This is a genomic window from Bacillus sp. ISL-35, assembly GCF_018613355.1.
Lineage (GTDB): Bacteria > Bacillota > Bacilli > Bacillales > Cytobacillaceae > Mesobacillus.
Window position 1 is genome coordinate 599616 of record NZ_JAGGQK010000001.1, and the last position, 16243, is coordinate 615858.

The following is a 16243-nucleotide window of genomic DNA, read 5'->3' on the forward strand; positions in this document are numbered from 1 at the left end:
CTTTCTGAATTAGTACTTTATGTCTGTCTTTATGAAGATAGAAAATATCACATGAAAAGGAGCTTGTTCATTCAAGCTCCTTTCATATTTTTGATATAATTCATCACCGTATATATAAGATATCCTTAAGTTCAAATACCTTATCTGCAATACCCAAACGCTGTGCTGGTGTCTTTTTGGTCTTACCTGATTCGAAAGGCAAACAGAAGTTATAATATGTCCTCAAAATTGTTATTGCCATCTGTGCATATTTAGGATTGAAGTTAGCATAAATATAGCTCTTTACATCTCCTCGAGCTGTCGATAATGGCCTTTCCAGTATCGATAGTCTTCTCCTAATAAGCTGAATAAAAGCATTGGCTGCATTGTCATTCACATTTAGTACCAGGTTTGCGACATCTCTTGCTTCTAGCGATGATATGTTGGTGGTGCAATCAACCGAACGATATCCTCGATCAATAGTAGCTAATGGATGCTCTATAGGGTTATCAGCGTACTCCAAATGAGAACCTGCAGAAGTTTTAACTTCCTTATGAAAATAGTGAGTCCTAAGAAGTTGCTCTAGTTTAAGGAGAGCTAACTCTTTTGGTGAATTTGTTTTATATCCATTAAACTCTCCCCACTCCAAAAGTTCACTTACTGCCTCAAAATGCTCCCTTTGACATTGTGGCCTTGATTTAGTCTTGTCGGTGTGGCAAAGGAAATGGTGTGCATCACTTAATCGGATTTCTTTTGCAAACACTCGAAATATAGCTGTTATAAGTGAACTATCTTCATCCGTTACAAAACGCCACTCAGATGCATTAACAAGTTCCTTTATTAGCCAATGGTGTGCAACCGTTGTATAGGTCGAATTAACGTGTAATCCATCTGTATATTTCGCCCTGTTCTCTATTTTAGAAAGTTCAGTTTTATATTCAGTTTTAGTCTGAGTATCATTATCTGATGGTGGTTGCGGATAATAAGAGTGTTTAGAAAACCTTGCATTTTTTCTCGCATATATCGCTAAGTGATCACATTTATATTGAATTGTATCCTTATTAATTTCTTCGAGTTTAATATCCCAATCATAAGACACATCGCTTCTAAATACATATCTCGAGAAGACATCCGCACTAACAACCACATGAGTAGGGAAAACAGAATCTTCAAGATCTCTGTATTTACTTTTACTCATTCCTTTCTTGCGAACATTGTTAAGGTAATAGGTCATTTTATCTGTGTTGACCCACATTTCTTTAAATTGCTTATTCAGCAACGGTTTGGTTTCATGTCTTTCCAAGAATTCTAGACACTTTCGGTAAACGAATTCTAACTTCTCATAGTATGTTCCCTTGGAGATTTCTAAAATCTCACAAGTTCTATTAATTGGGTTTTTGTTTATCAATAATTTTGTAAACATAAGGTTAATTTCACTGCGTTTTTGTTTATATATAACCGATTGCTTGCTATTTGGTCTTAGAGAAGTCTTTTTCTTGCATGTTTTGCATTGCCACTGTTGACTTCCGGTACTACTTTTTCCTTGTTTGTAGAAATAGGAAGGCATTTCAAAAGGATCGCTTTCTCCTTGAAGACACCCTTCTTTATGGAAGTCATAATTAGGTTCTTCGTCTTTAATGTTGTTAATACGGATCAATCTCTCGATTTCTTCAGTAATAGACCAGTTGGATAACGCGACTGTCTTGCAACCAAAGGTAACACCTACATTTGGATGTATAGGGTCAGGATTACATTCAATCATTTTCCTTGCATCGCCCGACGAATTTAATTTATATCTACTAGGATTCCCTTTCGCGTCCTTAAATTTTTCTTGTTGGAGCCCTTGCCACTTGCAGTATGGATTCACACAAACGTTTAGTTGAAGTGAGTGACTATTATGTAAATGATTAAACTCAATCGGCATAAATAATAAATCTCTATATTTTGTCCCAAATTGTCTAGGAGTTAAGACATCATAATCTTTGCTTCTTTTATCTAATTCCTTCTGCAATACAGGGGAAGTGACTTCTAATACAACATCCGCTTTTGGAATGAATGTCTTGAGGTTAGCCAACTTAGTCTTCCTCCATTAACTGCTCGATTTTTAGTTGTTTGATAACACGTTTGTTGTTTCGTTTATTTTTAATCCATTCAATGAAGTTTTCATCTTCCAGAAGATGAATGAGTAGTTTATCTACAACATCACTTTCTGTGTACTCGGTGTATTCAGCATAGTAAGAGACAACGGCTCTTGCGCGTTCTGAAATAAGCCAATCCACCTTATCTGCATTGATATTTCTAGGTTCAATAAATTTCATTACTATAAATGCTCCTTCATATCCTTGTTTTGAACCAGTATAACCATAACTCTGAATTTTTAACACCCCAATTAACATACCAATTAACAGAAGTACAAAAATTATTGTATACTTACTAATTGTAGTGTTAATTAGCATGCTGATTTTAATGTTAAAAGTAAAGATTTGCCCATTAACCTCTGTAATATCAACGAAAAAAAGAGGTGCTAATTAGCATGCTAATTACACCTCTAAAATATATGTTATTTGCTGTTTTCTCCCTCTCAACCGAACGGCTTACTCTCATTAGGTGCTGGGTTTGTTCATAGAGAACCACAATAAAAATGATAACCGAGCCGAAAGGAGGTAATTACGCGCAGGACTAGCAGGCCCAGGGGCATCCAAGTCCAAAATGGATTAATAAATTTATAGATTCATTTGTAATTTGCAAAACAAAAATCATCCTGGACCATGCTTGAAACCCATTCTATGGCGGTATCCGTCTAGAGTCCCCAGTTCACTGTTGAGAAGCAATTCCATTTCCTCTAATGCGCTTTTTGAGACAACAGGATCGCTCAAGTCCCAATTTACAGTATAAACGAAATAATAATCTTTGATTTGGCGGAATACAACAACGGAGTTAGGGAACATGTCAAATTGAGCTTTGATATTATATCTTTTGGTGTATGACCATTTTGTCAGTTTCATAGAATATCTCCATCTTTTATTCTCGCATTAATGTTTTAATGCATATATTTATAAGATACCCTGGCGGATGGGACGGAAACTGATTCCTGGAACAACATAGTTTTTTATACCGAAGGATTATGCTAAAATAGAGGGCGTTGCAGTATAGTTAGCGACATATATCTACATAATATCAAATTGCTAGGAGATAGATAGAAGTTTTTGAAGGATTTGGAGGGAAGTTAGTTCTATGAATGAAGCCCAGAGGATTCAGTTAAATGTCAGGGTATCCAGGGATACCTCGGACAAGCTAGATGAAATTGTAGAATACTATCAAGAAAATACGAAAATTGGCAGGATCTACAAAGGTGATGTTTTGACAGATATTATCGAAAAATCATATGAAATTATGCTCAAGCAAAAGAGGCTAAATAGATAAAACAGTATGACAAATTGTCAATGAGTAAATGTGGCAAAATAATGAACAAAACAGTTGCGCTAAACAATAATTAGTCGTATTATTTAAATAATCTGAATAAACGATAAGGTGGTTATTGATAATGATGCGTATGGCAATTGCAGGTGTGGCCGGCTTTGTCCTTGTGTTCATTGAGTCATATATTGTCATGGTTCTTAAACAATATGAAGCGATTGATTTTGGGGGAATTGCCCCGTTTGTCAGTGTCTGGACAATGAATTTTTTCCTTGTTTTCTCGATTTTGACCCACATTAAATTCTGGTATGAAGACCGTGAAGCTCAGCGTGAAGAAGAAGCTGCAGAAAGAGACAGATTCATCAGTTGATAAAAAAGAGAAAGGCAAGATGCCTTTCTCTTTTTTATGCATTTTCACCATTTTCAATACGGTCACGTTCTGCCTCTTCAGCGGCAATCCTTAATTCCTGGAAAAATAGCTGATCATTGCACACCATGCTGTGCTGATCTTCATGTTCAGCTTCAGAATTATTCGGGATTATTGGCTCTTTTTTCATGAGTTTTATCCTCCTTACTTCATGCTTTTCTTTTTTACTTTCCCTTTGCAGAAAAAATCATGCAAACACATTCCATTTTCAAAGTATTTTCCTCATAGCAATATTTATGCAAAACATTTCATCAAGCTTGGCCCGTTGAGGAAGACTACATCAAAAAATAGCAAAGGAGTTAGACCCAATGGAAGCCATTTATTATTTTGATGATCAGGATCAATATCTTAAAATTGAGTTTTTTTCCAAAGCGAAAGAATCATCATGGCAGGCTTACGTTTTTGACGAAAATTGGAATGATATCCCTAGCAGTGCTTCATCTTTATCGGAGAGGGTCACAGAGACAATCGAGTTTGCTAAGGAAGAATTCGGTATCCGCGGAAGGCTATCTATAGTGGAAAATCTCCCCCTTGAGCACTCACTTAATGAGGCAGTAGAGTTAACATTATTCCATTTGCAGGCATTGCTCTATTCGTCAGCTATCCTAACAGGAAATGACTGTGAAGCATTAGAACGTTACGGATTTACAAAGGAAAACACAGCCGGGGGAAGCACAGTTTATCTCCTTGCCTCTGAAGAAGCAGAACAAGATTCATGCAGATTTTTATAGGCCATCACGGGCAAAGAGATTTATAAGAACGAAGCCTTTTCTTAACGAAAAGGCTTTTTGTGTGGAAGAGGCAACGACTATAGCAAAGCTGGCGTTTTAAAAAAAACACCGATAAAAATGGTTAATGTTTATTCCTGAAAGGGTAGGAGAAAAGGGAGTGATTTATATACAGAAAGGAAGATGAGGCTTTGTCTGGCAAAATTAATGTAACAATCAACGGTGCCGAAGTGACGGCTGACGGAAATCAAACAATCCTTCAATACCTTTCAGACAGCTCGATTGAGGTCCCAAATGTATGTTTTCATCCAAGCCTTGGACCTATCGAGACATGTGATACCTGTATTGTAGAAGTGAATGGGGAAATGGTCAGATCCTGTTCAACCGCCCTGAAAAATGGGGATGTCATTGACACAGTTGCGCCTGATGTCAAGAAGGCACAAACAATGGCGATGGATAAAATCCTTTATAACCATGAACTCTACTGTACCGTCTGTGACTACAATAATGGGACTTGTGAGGTACATAACACAGTCAAGGAAATGAAAATCAATCACCAGAGCATCCCATTTGACCAGAAGCCGTATGAAAGGGATGAATCTAACCCTTTCTATCGTTATGATCCTGATCAGTGCATTTTATGCGGCAGATGCGTCGAAGCCTGTCAGGACGTCCAGGTAACCGAAACCTTGAGGATTGATTGGGATCGTGATCGTCCTAGAGTCATTTGGGACAACGATGTGCCGATCAATGAATCATCCTGCGTGTCTTGTGGCCATTGTTCAACGGTTTGCCCTTGTAATGCCATGATGGAAAAAGGAATGGAAGGCGAAGCAGGCTTCTTGACAGGGATAGCAAAAGAAACACTTCGCCCGATGATTGAGATCACCAAGGGAGTGGAAACGGGATATGGATCCATTCTCACCATTTCCGATATGGAATCAGAGATGCGTGACTCAAGAATCAAGAAAACGAAGACTGTTTGCACCTACTGTGGAGTTGGCTGCAGCTTCGATGTATGGACAAAAGGACGCGAGATCCTGAAGGTTGAACCACAGGTGGAAGCCCCTGCAAATGGTATTTCTACTTGTATAAAAGGTAAATTCGGCTGGGACTTTGTGAATAGTGAGGAACGCCTGACTAAGCCGCTCATCCGTGAAGGCGACAGCTTCAGGGAGGCCGAGTGGGAAGAAGCATTGAACCTGATGGCAAAGAAATTCACGGAAATCAAGAATGAGTATGGTCCCGATTCCCTGGGCTTCATTACTTCATCCAAATGTACAAATGAAGAGTCTTATTTAATGCAAAAGCTTGCAAGGTCAGTAATCGGTACAAATAACGTCGATAATTGCTCGAGATATTGCCAAACCCCGGCTACAGTGGGACTGTTCAGGACTGTCGGTCACGGAGGAGATGCAGGGTCCATCAAGGATATCGCGATGGCTGATTTAGTCATCATTATTGGATCGAATACTGCCGAGGCTCATCCAGTACTGGCTACAAGGGTAAAACGTGCTCAAAAACTTAATGGTCAAAAGCTGATTGTGGCTGATCTTCGGGAGCATGAAATGGCAGACCGTGCGGACATGTTCGTTAGGCCTAAAGCAGGAAGTGACCTGGTCTGGATTTCCGCGGTAACAAAATATATCATCGACCAGGGCTGGGCAGATGAAGAATTCCTGAATAATAAAGTAAACGGTCTTTCCGAGTACGTTGACAGCCTGGAAGGATTTACGCTGGAATATGCGGAAAAAACTTCTGGACTATCGAAAGAAACGCTTATTGAAATCGCTAAAAGTATCCATGATGCAAACAGTGTTTGCGCATTATGGGCAATGGGAGTTACTCAGCATCTTGGCGGAAGTGACACTAGTACGGCAATTTCAAACTTGTTGCTGATTACTGGAAATTATGGCCGTCCTGGAACTGGTGCGTACCCACTGCGCGGGCACAATAACGTGCAGGGTGCAGGCGATTTTGGGAGCGCGCCAGACTCACTGCCAGGGTATCAAAAGGTATATGACGATGCTGCCCGGCAAAAATTTGAACAGGCATGGGGCACAAAGCTTCCGGCAGAACCAGGCATCAATAATCATGACATGGTTGAAGGAATGCATGATGGAACGCTTAAAGCTCTTTACGTGAAGGGCGAAGAAATGGGGCTTGTCGACTCCAACATCAACCATGTTCAGGCGGGCTATGAAAAGCTGGATTTCTTTGTTGTCCAGGATGTGTTCTTCTCAAGAACTGCACAGTTCGCTGATGTAGTACTGCCAGCAAGTCCGAGCTTTGAAAAAGAAGGCACGTTCACGAATACGGAGCGCAGGATTCAGCGCTTGTACCAGGTGTTTGAGCCAGTGGGTGAATCCAAACCGGATTGGCAGATTTTGATTGAAGTGGCAAATCGCCTCGGCGCGGGATGGACTTATGAGCATCCAAGTGAAATTATGGCAGAGGCAGCAAGACTAATGCCAATCTACTCTGGCGTCACTTATGAACGTCTTGAGGGATACAATAGTCTTCAATGGCCGGTCCAGCCGGATGGCACTGACAGTCCTGTCCTGTATTTGGATGGATTCCCGTTCCCTGATGGAAAAGCACGTCTTCACCCGGTAAAATGGTCCATTCCGGTTCAATTTGGTGAAGAATATGACATCCATGTCAATAATGGCCGTTTGCTGGAGCATTTCCATGAAGGGAATCTTACCTATAAGTCAGAAGGTATTTCATCGAAGACTCCAGAAACCTTCCTTGAAGTATCACCTGAACTTGCCGAAGAAAGAGGCCTGAAAGATGGAACCCTGGTCAGATTAACATCCCCATATGGCAATCTTAAGGTCAGATGCGTGGTAACTGACAGAGTTCAAGGGAAGGAAGTCTATCTGCCAATGAATGACCAGGGCGACGCGGCAATCAATCTCCTGACAAGCAGCTTTGCAGATAAGGACACGGACACTCCTGCCTATAAGGAGACGAAAGCAAAGATGGAAATTCTTCAATATGAAGGCGTCAATCCATTACCTAGGAACAATTTCAGATATGGTAATCCACAGCCGCAAATCGGTGTCCAAGTCCAAAAGAAGTGGGCGCGTGCAGATTATGTCTTCCCAGGTGATCTTGTGAAAAAGGAGCGGACCCAGCATGGCTAAAGCAATCACAAATATTAAACGGATCGAGCTGACTGAGGAACAGAAAAGAAAAATGGACCTTGAAGAAATTGAGACTGCATTGCTTGATAACAAGGACTCGATTTTACAGTCACTGGACATCATCAAGCATATGAATGAGCGCGGCGTTCTGTCGCTTCTGGACGGATTGTTCAGCGAAGGGGATAAAGTCCTTAACGTCCTTGTTAAAGCAGCGGACAATGCTGAAGCTACCAATACATTAAAAAACCTATTGCTGATGGTAGGTGTTCTTGGAACCATCAATGTCCAGCAGCTTGAACCGCTATTGTTGAAATTGAATTCCGGGATTGCCAGAGTGGCAGATTACAGGGATAGTAATGATGACAAGCTTGGTTACTTCGACATTGTCCGTTCTCTGAAGGATCCGGAAATCAACCGTGCGCTGTCACTGCTTTTTGAATTCCTTAAAGGCATGGGTGAAAAAACGGAAGGGCTGGAAAGGACGACCCAGCTTCCTGAAGATCAGGATCTTCATCAGAGCAAGGATGGCAGGCTGGAGAACCGATAAAAAAGATAATGCAGGGGGCATTCTGATATCATTTGATATCAATGCTCCCTGCTTTTTCTGGTTTGATTTTTCTTTTATAGGTTAAAAGTAAATGACGTAAGGCAAACTCATGTGGAGAGGATGGCTGTTATGAAACCAGTCGAAGTTAAAAGGGAAATCCTTCGGTTCGGGAATGGCCAGGCCGAAAGACTGGAAGACAGCATTGTTACAGAATTCACTGTCACCGTGAAAGTGAATGGAGAAGAGCTTGTGACGATGGTCTGCACGCCAGATTTTATTGAAGAAATGGTCATAGGGTACCTCGCTTCAGAAGGGATCATCAAAAAATATACCGATATAGAAGATTTATGGATTCAGGAGAAAGAAGGATTTGTCCATGTGAAAACCTCTAGATCCAACTCTATTTATAGGAATCTGCAGGGGAAACGTTATTTAACATCATGCTGTGGAGCGAGCAGGTCTGGATTTGTATTCGCAACAGATGCAATGACAGCCAAAAAACTTCACGAGGTAAGGACAGAGCTCCAAGTCGAGGATTGTTTCAGGCTTATGGAGGAAATGCAGGAATCCGCGGAACTTTTCCAGAATACAGGGGGAGTCCATAATGCATCTCTTTGCAGTTTGTTCGGCCCTGTCGTGTCACGAATGGACATAGGCCGCCACAATGCCCTCGATAAAATTTATGGGCATTGCCTGAAGAATGATATCTCGATTCACGATAAAGTGATTGTTTTCAGCGGCAGAATTTCCTCAGAGATTTTATTGAAGGTAGCTAAAATCGGCTGCCCGATTGTACTGTCCAAATCTGCGCCAACGGAACTGGCCCTTAAGCTTGCTGATGAACTGGGGATAACCACTATTGGATTCATCAGGAATCGGTCGCTGAATGTTTATACACACCCTGAACGTATTGCGGAGGCAAAATACGAAGTCAAAGAAAGTCAGGTATAAACCTGGCTTTTCTTTATTCCTTCCCTTATTGACTATCATAAGCACTCCCTGTATTTAAGCTTTGGTATAAGGGATGTAAAAGTATGGGAAAATGGAGGTGAGAGCGGAAGGAGTGATAGAATGGGTGAAAAAGAGATGCAGGAGATGTTCGAATGGGCAGGGCTCTCCACTGTTTATGATCAGCATGGCTACAAAATGTGGCTCAGCGGCCTAGAAGACAGCATTGATGCCGAACTGTTAGATCACTTTGCAGATGCATATTCATTTGAGAATGCCGAAACGATGTACTATGACGAATTCCTATTCCATTTAAGGATTTTTAAGAATATCAGCAAAAATAATGAGCTGCCTCCCCGGTATTGGTGAGTTGGACAGGTAGATAGATATATATGGAGAGAGGAGAAAGCTAATGCAGCCATTATCAGACCATTTAAAGAGAAATCTGGATGTTGTCTTTGTCGGTTTCAATCCAAGCATACGCTCTTCCGAAACAGGGCATCATTACGCCAATCCAAATAACAGGTTTTGGAAAATTCTTTATGAAGCCGGAATTACGCCTAGAAAATTTGAATCATCTGAGGATTACAAGCTTTTGGAACTGGGATACGGCATGACGAATATTGTGGCGAGACCGACCAAAGCAGCAGATGAAATTACGAAAGACGAATACCAGGAGGGAAAGCTGGAGCTCAGAAAGAAAATCGAGGAATACCGTCCAAAAATCGTTTGCTTCGTTGGCAAGGGAGTTTATCAGCAATACAGCGAAAAAAAAGATATACCATGGGGAAAGCAGGACGAATCCGTTGTGGCTGGAACAATCGATTTTGTCGCCCCATCGTCAAGTGGCCTTGTCAGAATGAAACTGGATGAAATTATCGGGATTTATAAACAATTGCCAGAGTGGATTGATCAATAAAAAAAATAAATCTGTTCAGACAGATAGGCGCCCAAAAGACCCGGAAAAGAGAAAAAGAGGTCACCAATGAGCATGATTGGTGACCTAAAAATGCGGAAAGAAGAAAAAGAGGTCAGCAATAGACATGACTGGTGACCATCAAGAAGTGCTAAAATCATAATGTAAGTCAAGATAGTCCTGATGCTACAATTTATCCTGGGTTTCATTACTCAAACACATCGTCAATTTGATCATGTCCCTGCACTGGATCCCGTTTTCGTATATGGGTTCAGGGTAATTCCTCAAGAAAAAGTCGTGGATGATGCCGGTAATTCTGAAGCCAGCTTTCTGGTAAAGAGCCAGCTGGTTGATGCTCGAATTGCCTGTTCCAATTTCAATGCTTTTATACCTCATTTTCCTGGCCATTTGAGTACCGTGTGCAATAAGGCTTTTTCCAATGCCTTTGCCCTGAGCAGGTTCCGCGACTGCCAGGTTTTTTATTTCTATGCTGTGTCCTCCTATCGGAAGCAGCACGATTACACCTAGCGTATCACTGGCATCCGATTTTGCAACATAACACAAACTTTCATCCAGATATTGAGATACCATGTCCCTTGAAGGATCGGCAAGAAGCAGCAGATCCCAGGGAGGCTGTTCGTCTGGTGTTAGCCCCCTAATTTCCACCTTGATTCCCCCTCATAAAAAGCTTATAAGTAATTCTTAATAGGACATAGCCTATTACTCCGCCCAGTGTGTTAAGAATGATATCATCAATATCAAAGCTGCCGACCCTGGTAAGAAACTGAAGGCTCTCGACAAGTGAAGTTGCGAGAAGAACGGTTCCGGTTGTCCTCCAGAATCCGGTGAATCGCTCAAACAGCCATGGGAGGAAGATGCCCAATGGCAGGAATGCCAGGATATTGCCAAAAAGGTTGGAAATCCATATGCTTTGATTGATATGGGATGACGCTTTGATATAGTCTGTAATCGTTTTGAATGGAATGATGTTATAGGGATTTGATCCAGCTGTGTTAAGCTCATATGCTGCCTGCCTGTAGGGACTGAGGAATAACAAAACTGCAGCAAGGATGATGTATAGGATGAAGAGGCCGTACGATGTGGCTGATATCCATTTTTTGTATTTGGAATCTATTTGATTAATCATGTATTCTCCTAATATCTCAATCTATATTTTGGTCATCAAAATAAAAAACCTTACCACGGCAAGGCTTAACAGATTAGCGATGTGCCTGCAAAGCAGGGCCTCTGCCGTCCGTACAGTGGTTAAGTGTCCCGCAACAAGCGAATGTCCGGCAGAGGCAGTTATATTTTAACACATACATACAGGAAAAATACACTTTGAAGGGTGGATACTTTTATTTTTAAAACGAATAGTGGTATGATAACAGTGATTTTACATTAAGGAGATGATTTTCATGGCGAAAAAAGGATACATAGAAATGCAAAATGGAGAAAAAATCGAATTCGAACTATATCCAAACGAAGCACCTGGAACAGTTGAGAACTTTGAAAAGCTTGCAAACGAAGGCTTTTATAATGGATTGACATTCCACCGTGTCATTCCTGGATTTGTAAGTCAGGGAGGATGCCCTAACGGAACAGGTACTGGCGGGCCAGGATATACAATCAAATGTGAAACAGAAGGCAATCCGCACAAGCACGTACCGGGTTCACTTTCAATGGCACATGCAGGTAAAGATACAGGCGGAAGCCAGTTCTTCATCGTACATGAATCACAGCCGCACTTAAACGGTGTCCATACTGTTTTTGGAAAAGTAACTTCCAACCTGGAAGCTGCTAAAGCGATGAGAAATGGCGATGTAATGGAAAAAGTAGTTGTAACAGAAGAATAATGGAATATAAGAAAAGAGCCTGCGGGCTCTTTTTTTATACTCAATTACCTATTGAATCGAACATACGCTCTTGTTAAGATGGAGAGGATCATACTGATTTACAGGCTAATATTCAATATATTTGACTCTTTTATCTAATATTGATTAAATTAGATTAATTAGTCTAATTTATCGTATTGGGTGGGATGGCAATGGTGCCGGCTTCTGTATTTATAATGGATGTATCAAACTCTTCTTCTGCTGAAAATGGAGAAACATTGAGCCGCTATTTAAGTGAGCTCGAGTCAACGGTAAAGTCATGGTCCGGAAGAGGACAGGTAAATCACAGGGCAGGTGATGAACTGATTGTCCTGGCAGAAGGATATTCATCAGCTTTTATCATTGCCTTTTATATAAGCAGAGTTTGGAAATATCGTCTGAACGCTCCCTATTTTGGACTATCTTTTGGCAGCATAGAGAAAAGCATAGATGCAATTGATATTGAAAAATGGATTCACCCTCTGGTAAAACAGGCTAGAGATGCCAATGACTACCTGAAAAAACAAAAAGACAGAGAATCATTTCATTTCCAAAGTAATGATATCGAGCCAGAGCTTCAGGTTATGATGAATGGCATGCTTAGCCTTCAGCATGTTTTAAGCGAACAGCAGACTGAAATACAGCGTTTGGTTTGTTCACTGTATCTTATTTATGGCAAGCAGAATGCCGTCGCAGACCTCCTTGGCCGATCAGCTCCTACTGTTTACAGTCATTTCAAGAAGGGACATAGCGAACAAATTCTTCAAAGTTTCCAGGAAATCGTCCGTGTTTTGGACTCCGTTGAGGCTAAATCATTCCCAGACTTGAAGCACCTTCAGGAGAATGGCATACAAACGCTTGTTAAAAAAGACATTAAAGTTCAGGTACGGGAAGTTTTCAGTCTCTAGGTTCTGGGGAAAGGAGAGGGATCATGCTTTTATTAAGTCTTATCATTGCGCATTTAATAGCTGACTTTTACCTCCAGACAGATCGAATGGTAGAGGACAAAGTAAGGAGTTTGAAAAGGCATATACTTCATCATTTAATGGTCAACACTCTGGTCCTGGGAGCTGGCTGGTTCCTTTTTAATCAGAAAAATGATCCAATGATGGCTGTAATCTGGCCAGTCCTATTCATTACTTTCACTCATTTGATTATTGACCTGTTAAAAATCAAACTCATTGACCAATATACAACAAGCGGTGATCTCCATAAACTTTGGTTCTTTGTCCTGGATCAGCTTCTTCATCTCACCATGCTGTTGGTTGCGCTGCAATTCTTTTACAAAATCCCCATAGTTACAAATTTAAAGAGATTTATAGAGCTTCTTTTCACAGAAGGTCGGCAAATGAATGCTGCCTCCATCTTGCTGGTTATTATGATCATTTTGATTCTGGGTACGACAGTCAGCGGCCATATCATCAGAATCCTGCTTGGCTCATTGCCTGGCCAGCTTTTGACATTTGAAGGGAAATATACTTTTAAAAACGAAATGATCGGTTCTTCATACCCCAATAATAAGGGGGATAGTGGTCTCTCAGAGCAATACAGCTATATGATTTTCAACAAACACGACCTTTCACGCGGAAAACTGATTGGCTACATCGAAAGACTGCTTGTCATCCTTCTTACTTATTATAGCTCTTATCCGGCAATCGCCTTCATTGTGACTGCGAAATCAATCGCCCGCTTCAAGCAAATGGATGACAGGGACTGGGCGGAATATTTCTTGCTTGGCACACTGACCTCCATGTTCCTTGGTATCATGTTTGGAATTCTCCTTAGAGAAATGATCAATTAAAAAGGACATGCCGTGACTAGCTTTTCGACTTAAAGTAAGCATTCTTATAATAGTAGACTTTGATAATTGTTTACAGGACTTGTTTTCGGCTTAGGCTGGAATATCTGTATAAACGGAGTGAACGGAATGAACATCATCCTTTTCGATAGAGACCTGCGCATTTTTGACCATCAACCGATAGCGGAAGCCGCAAAGTTGGGCGAAATCTTGCCTCTTTATATAATTGAGCCATCACAATGGGAGGATGCTGCCTATTCAGTTCGTCACTTTCAATTTGTAGTTGAAAGTCTTGAAGACCTTTCTGATCAGATTGAAGGGCGGGGCGGTAAACTCTTTTTTTCCATCGAGGAACTGAGGGAAGTTCTCGAAAAACTGCTTGAAGCTTATGAATCTATTAATGTCTTTATCCATCGGGATGCAAGGATTTTAAAAAAGGTTACAGGATGGATGGAGAAGAATCAGCAACGACTGTTTATTTATGGAGCAGAAATAGATCAGGTATCAGCCAAGGCTTTTAAAAAGCAAGTTCAGTTATATCTGGATGTGCCGCTTGCCGAAGCGCCAGAGAGGATTCATGTTCCGGAAGAAACACCATCGATTCTGTTCACTGATATGAAAAAAATCCATCATTTCCGTGTAAAAGGCAAGAGAATCCGTTTTGGCCAGCAAGGAGGCGAATCCCGGGCACTCGAGACGCTGGATTCCTTTCTTGAGGAAAGATTTGCGAACTATATTGGTAACCAGCATAAACCGCTTCCATCATCGTTTTCTTCTTCCAGGCTTTCCGCTTATATTTCCTGGGGGAATATTTCGGTGAGGACTATTTTTCAGAGAACAACCGAAAAACTTCAATTATGCGGGAAAGATGAGGAGAGGGTTCAGCTAGAAGCATTTTTATCAAAAATAACGGCCAGGGTAAGAACCGCCTGCCATCATCTGGAATATGAGCAGAACGAAGACGTATCAATAGTCAAGAAAGACTGGAATGAAGAGTGGTTCCAACGCTGGATAGAGGGAAGGACAGGAGTTCCTGTCATTGACGCTGCAATGAGATGCCTGGTTAAAACAGGCTGGTTGAACTACACATTAAGGGAAATGGTGACTTCATTTATTGCCAATACTTTATGGCTGGATGGACAGAAACCCTCGGCTGTGCTTGCACAATTGTATTTGGATTATGACCCTGGATTACATGATTTTTATGTCCAACAAATAACTGGCCTAAGCACGAAAAGGTTGAAAATCATAAATCCGATAAAAGTCAGCAAGCAGATCGACCCAGAGGGAGCATTCATTCGTCGGTATGTCACTGAATTGGAAAAAATCCCGGGCGAGTATATTCATGAACCATGGCTTTATCCTGCTTTTTATCAACTGGGCTATCCGCCCCCAATAATTGATGTCCTAAAAGCGAATAAGCTGGCGCGGCAAAAATTTGATCGTCTAACAAAACAAGATAAGCCCTCAGGAAAAAAAGGTGAAGACGAAACAGGGCAGCTATCCTTTGATATCTGAAAGGGATTCTGCCGAATTGCTCCATCCTTTCAGGTAAGTCAGGGAAACTCCCAGTAGTGTGATCATGCCGCCAGCAATGGTCAATAAGGTTGGCACTTCTCCCAACCACACCCAGGCTACCAGGAAAGAGGCGGCAGGAGTAAGATATAAAGAACTGGCTGCTTCTGATGCACCTGATTTTGCGGTAATATATGCTAAGGCGAAATAGGCTATTACTGTTGGAAAAACTCCAAGATAGACAGCGCTAATCGTCGCTCCAATGGATGCTGAAGCAATCTGAGCTGAGAGATCGGAAGCAAAGAAGCCCATGAAAATGGTCGCGCTCCATATCGTATAGGCAGTAAATGGGAGTGGTCCGTATTTTTTCAAATATTTTTTTTGGAACACGAAATAGATTGATTCTGAAAAGGAAGCAACCAAGATCAACAATACGCCGATTCCTAATTCAAGCCCTCCGCCTGAGCCGATGGAAATAAGGACAATTCCTGCCATACTGATGGCAGCGCCAGTCCAGTACCTTTTTCCGGCACGTTCCTTGAAGAAAATTCTTCCTAACAATCCAATGAATATAGGTGATGTTGATACAAGCAGGCTTGCTGCCCCTGCACTGACCGTTTGTTCCCCGAAATTCAGAGCTGTTTGGTAGACAGCAAACCCAAGGAATCCAAACAAGAAGATGACAGGCAAATCTCTAACCTCCGGCAGTTTCATCTTTGTAATGGCCGCATAGCTGACAAGCGCAATTGATCCCACCAAAAGCCGAAGAAAGGATAAGTGCTCAGCAGAATATCCCTCCAGTCCATGTCTTATACCGGCGAATGCCGACCCCCATAATAGGATGACGAGCAAATGTGCTATTGTCAGTCTAATTTTCATGTTCTCCACCTCAACAAAAACCATCCAATTTAATCCTTAGTAACCTTATGTCTTTTAAATATAACC

General features: G+C 41.3%; 19 protein-coding genes. 12 read left to right on the top strand and 7 right to left on the bottom strand.

Translation table 11 applies throughout. The annotated features are described in order from the left end of the window. Positions 1 to 103: 103 nt before the first annotated feature. The 3 genes from J7E38_RS03130 to J7E38_RS03140 all read right to left on the bottom strand — a co-directional run bounded on the left by J7E38_RS03130 (position 104) and on the right by J7E38_RS03140 (position 2984). Positions 104 to 2053 carry an insertion element protein gene (locus tag J7E38_RS03130; RefSeq protein WP_214708924.1) on the bottom strand — a complete coding sequence of 650 codons (1950 nt, stop codon included), beginning with the start codon at positions 2051 to 2053 and terminating at the stop codon, positions 104 to 106. Between the two features lies 1 nt (position 2054). Next, entirely contained in the window at positions 2055 to 2297 is a 243-nt protein-coding gene (locus J7E38_RS03135; protein WP_214708922.1) for a hypothetical protein, read from the bottom strand. A gap of 438 nt (positions 2298 to 2735) precedes the next feature. Further along, a complete protein-coding gene (locus tag J7E38_RS03140) occupies positions 2736 to 2984 on the bottom strand; it encodes a hypothetical protein (protein WP_214708920.1) in 249 nt (82 codons plus the stop codon). A 229-nt stretch (positions 2985 to 3213) separates the two neighbouring features. Here J7E38_RS03140 and J7E38_RS03145 point away from each other — a divergent pair, with 229 nt between their 5' ends. Continuing rightward, on the top strand, positions 3214 to 3402 hold the full coding sequence (locus J7E38_RS03145) for a hypothetical protein (protein WP_214708918.1): 189 nt from the start codon (positions 3214 to 3216) through the stop codon (positions 3400 to 3402). Between the two features lie 121 nt (positions 3403 to 3523). Then, positions 3524 to 3766, top strand: a complete 243-nt coding sequence (locus J7E38_RS03150; RefSeq protein ID WP_214708916.1) for a hypothetical protein — start codon at positions 3524 to 3526, stop codon at positions 3764 to 3766. A gap of 34 nt (positions 3767 to 3800) precedes the next feature. On the opposite strand, the gene J7E38_RS03155 is transcribed toward J7E38_RS03150, so the two are convergent. After that, complete coding sequence (locus J7E38_RS03155; protein ID WP_214708914.1) at positions 3801 to 3953, bottom strand: hypothetical protein; 153 nt, start codon at positions 3951 to 3953, stop codon at positions 3801 to 3803. 178 nt (positions 3954 to 4131) lie between these two features. Between J7E38_RS03155 and J7E38_RS03160 the strand changes: the two genes are divergently transcribed. From J7E38_RS03160 to mug, 6 genes are all read left to right on the top strand, one after another. Beyond that, positions 4132 to 4554, top strand: a complete 423-nt coding sequence (locus J7E38_RS03160; RefSeq protein WP_214708912.1) for a hypothetical protein — start codon at positions 4132 to 4134, stop codon at positions 4552 to 4554. A gap of 188 nt (positions 4555 to 4742) precedes the next feature. After that, positions 4743 to 7700: a formate dehydrogenase subunit alpha gene (gene fdhF, locus J7E38_RS03165; RefSeq protein WP_214708910.1), complete on the top strand. Its 2958-nt coding sequence runs from the start codon at positions 4743 to 4745 to the stop codon at positions 7698 to 7700. Next, on the top strand, positions 7693 to 8247 hold the full coding sequence (locus J7E38_RS03170; protein ID WP_214708908.1) for a helical membrane plugin domain-containing protein: 555 nt from the start codon (positions 7693 to 7695) through the stop codon (positions 8245 to 8247). The genes fdhF and J7E38_RS03170 overlap by 8 nt, the downstream gene beginning before the upstream one ends. A 129-nt stretch (positions 8248 to 8376) precedes the next feature. Continuing rightward, positions 8377 to 9198, top strand: a complete 822-nt coding sequence (fdhD, locus tag J7E38_RS03175) for a formate dehydrogenase accessory sulfurtransferase FdhD (RefSeq protein ID WP_214708906.1) — start codon at positions 8377 to 8379, stop codon at positions 9196 to 9198. Between the two features lie 120 nt (positions 9199 to 9318). Then, on the top strand, positions 9319 to 9564 hold the full coding sequence (locus J7E38_RS03180; RefSeq protein ID WP_214708904.1) for a hypothetical protein: 246 nt from the start codon (positions 9319 to 9321) through the stop codon (positions 9562 to 9564). Positions 9565 to 9607: 43 nt separating this feature from the next. After that, on the top strand, positions 9608 to 10114 hold the full coding sequence (gene mug, locus J7E38_RS03185; protein ID WP_214708902.1) for a G/U mismatch-specific DNA glycosylase: 507 nt from the start codon (positions 9608 to 9610) through the stop codon (positions 10112 to 10114). Positions 10115 to 10297: 183 nt separating this feature from the next. Here the strand turns inward: mug and J7E38_RS03190 are convergent, their stop codons facing one another. Together J7E38_RS03190 and J7E38_RS03195 are read right to left on the bottom strand one after the other, a co-directional pair. Continuing rightward, positions 10298 to 10777 (bottom strand): GNAT family N-acetyltransferase, encoded by a 480-nt coding sequence (locus J7E38_RS03190; RefSeq protein WP_215038096.1) that lies wholly within the window; start codon positions 10775 to 10777, stop codon positions 10298 to 10300. Then, positions 10767 to 11258 carry a VanZ family protein gene (locus J7E38_RS03195; protein WP_214708900.1) on the bottom strand — a complete coding sequence of 164 codons (492 nt, stop codon included), beginning with the start codon at positions 11256 to 11258 and terminating at the stop codon, positions 10767 to 10769. Before J7E38_RS03195 ends, J7E38_RS03190 begins: the two co-directional genes overlap by 11 nt. A gap of 271 nt (positions 11259 to 11529) precedes the next feature. Here J7E38_RS03195 and J7E38_RS03200 point away from each other — a divergent pair, with 271 nt between their 5' ends. The 4 genes from J7E38_RS03200 (at position 11530) to J7E38_RS03215 (ending at position 15301) form a co-directional block, all read left to right on the top strand. After that, positions 11530 to 11967, top strand: coding sequence for a peptidylprolyl isomerase (locus tag J7E38_RS03200; protein WP_215038098.1), 438 nt, complete (start codon positions 11530 to 11532; stop codon positions 11965 to 11967). A 191-nt stretch (positions 11968 to 12158) separates the two neighbouring features. Beyond that, positions 12159 to 12893, top strand: coding sequence for a hypothetical protein (locus J7E38_RS03205; protein WP_214708898.1), 735 nt, complete (start codon positions 12159 to 12161; stop codon positions 12891 to 12893). 23 nt (positions 12894 to 12916) lie between these two features. Further along, a complete protein-coding gene (locus tag J7E38_RS03210) occupies positions 12917 to 13786 on the top strand; it encodes a DUF3307 domain-containing protein (protein WP_214708896.1) in 870 nt (289 codons plus the stop codon). Between the two features lie 126 nt (positions 13787 to 13912). Then, on the top strand, positions 13913 to 15301 hold the full coding sequence (locus J7E38_RS03215) for an FAD-binding domain-containing protein (protein ID WP_214708894.1): 1389 nt from the start codon (positions 13913 to 13915) through the stop codon (positions 15299 to 15301). Here J7E38_RS03215 and J7E38_RS03220 read toward each other — a convergent pair. After that, positions 15284 to 16177, bottom strand: a complete 894-nt coding sequence (locus tag J7E38_RS03220; protein ID WP_214708892.1) for a DMT family transporter — start codon at positions 16175 to 16177, stop codon at positions 15284 to 15286. The genes J7E38_RS03215 and J7E38_RS03220 overlap by 18 nt on opposite strands. Between the last annotated feature and the right edge of the window lie 66 nt (positions 16178 to 16243).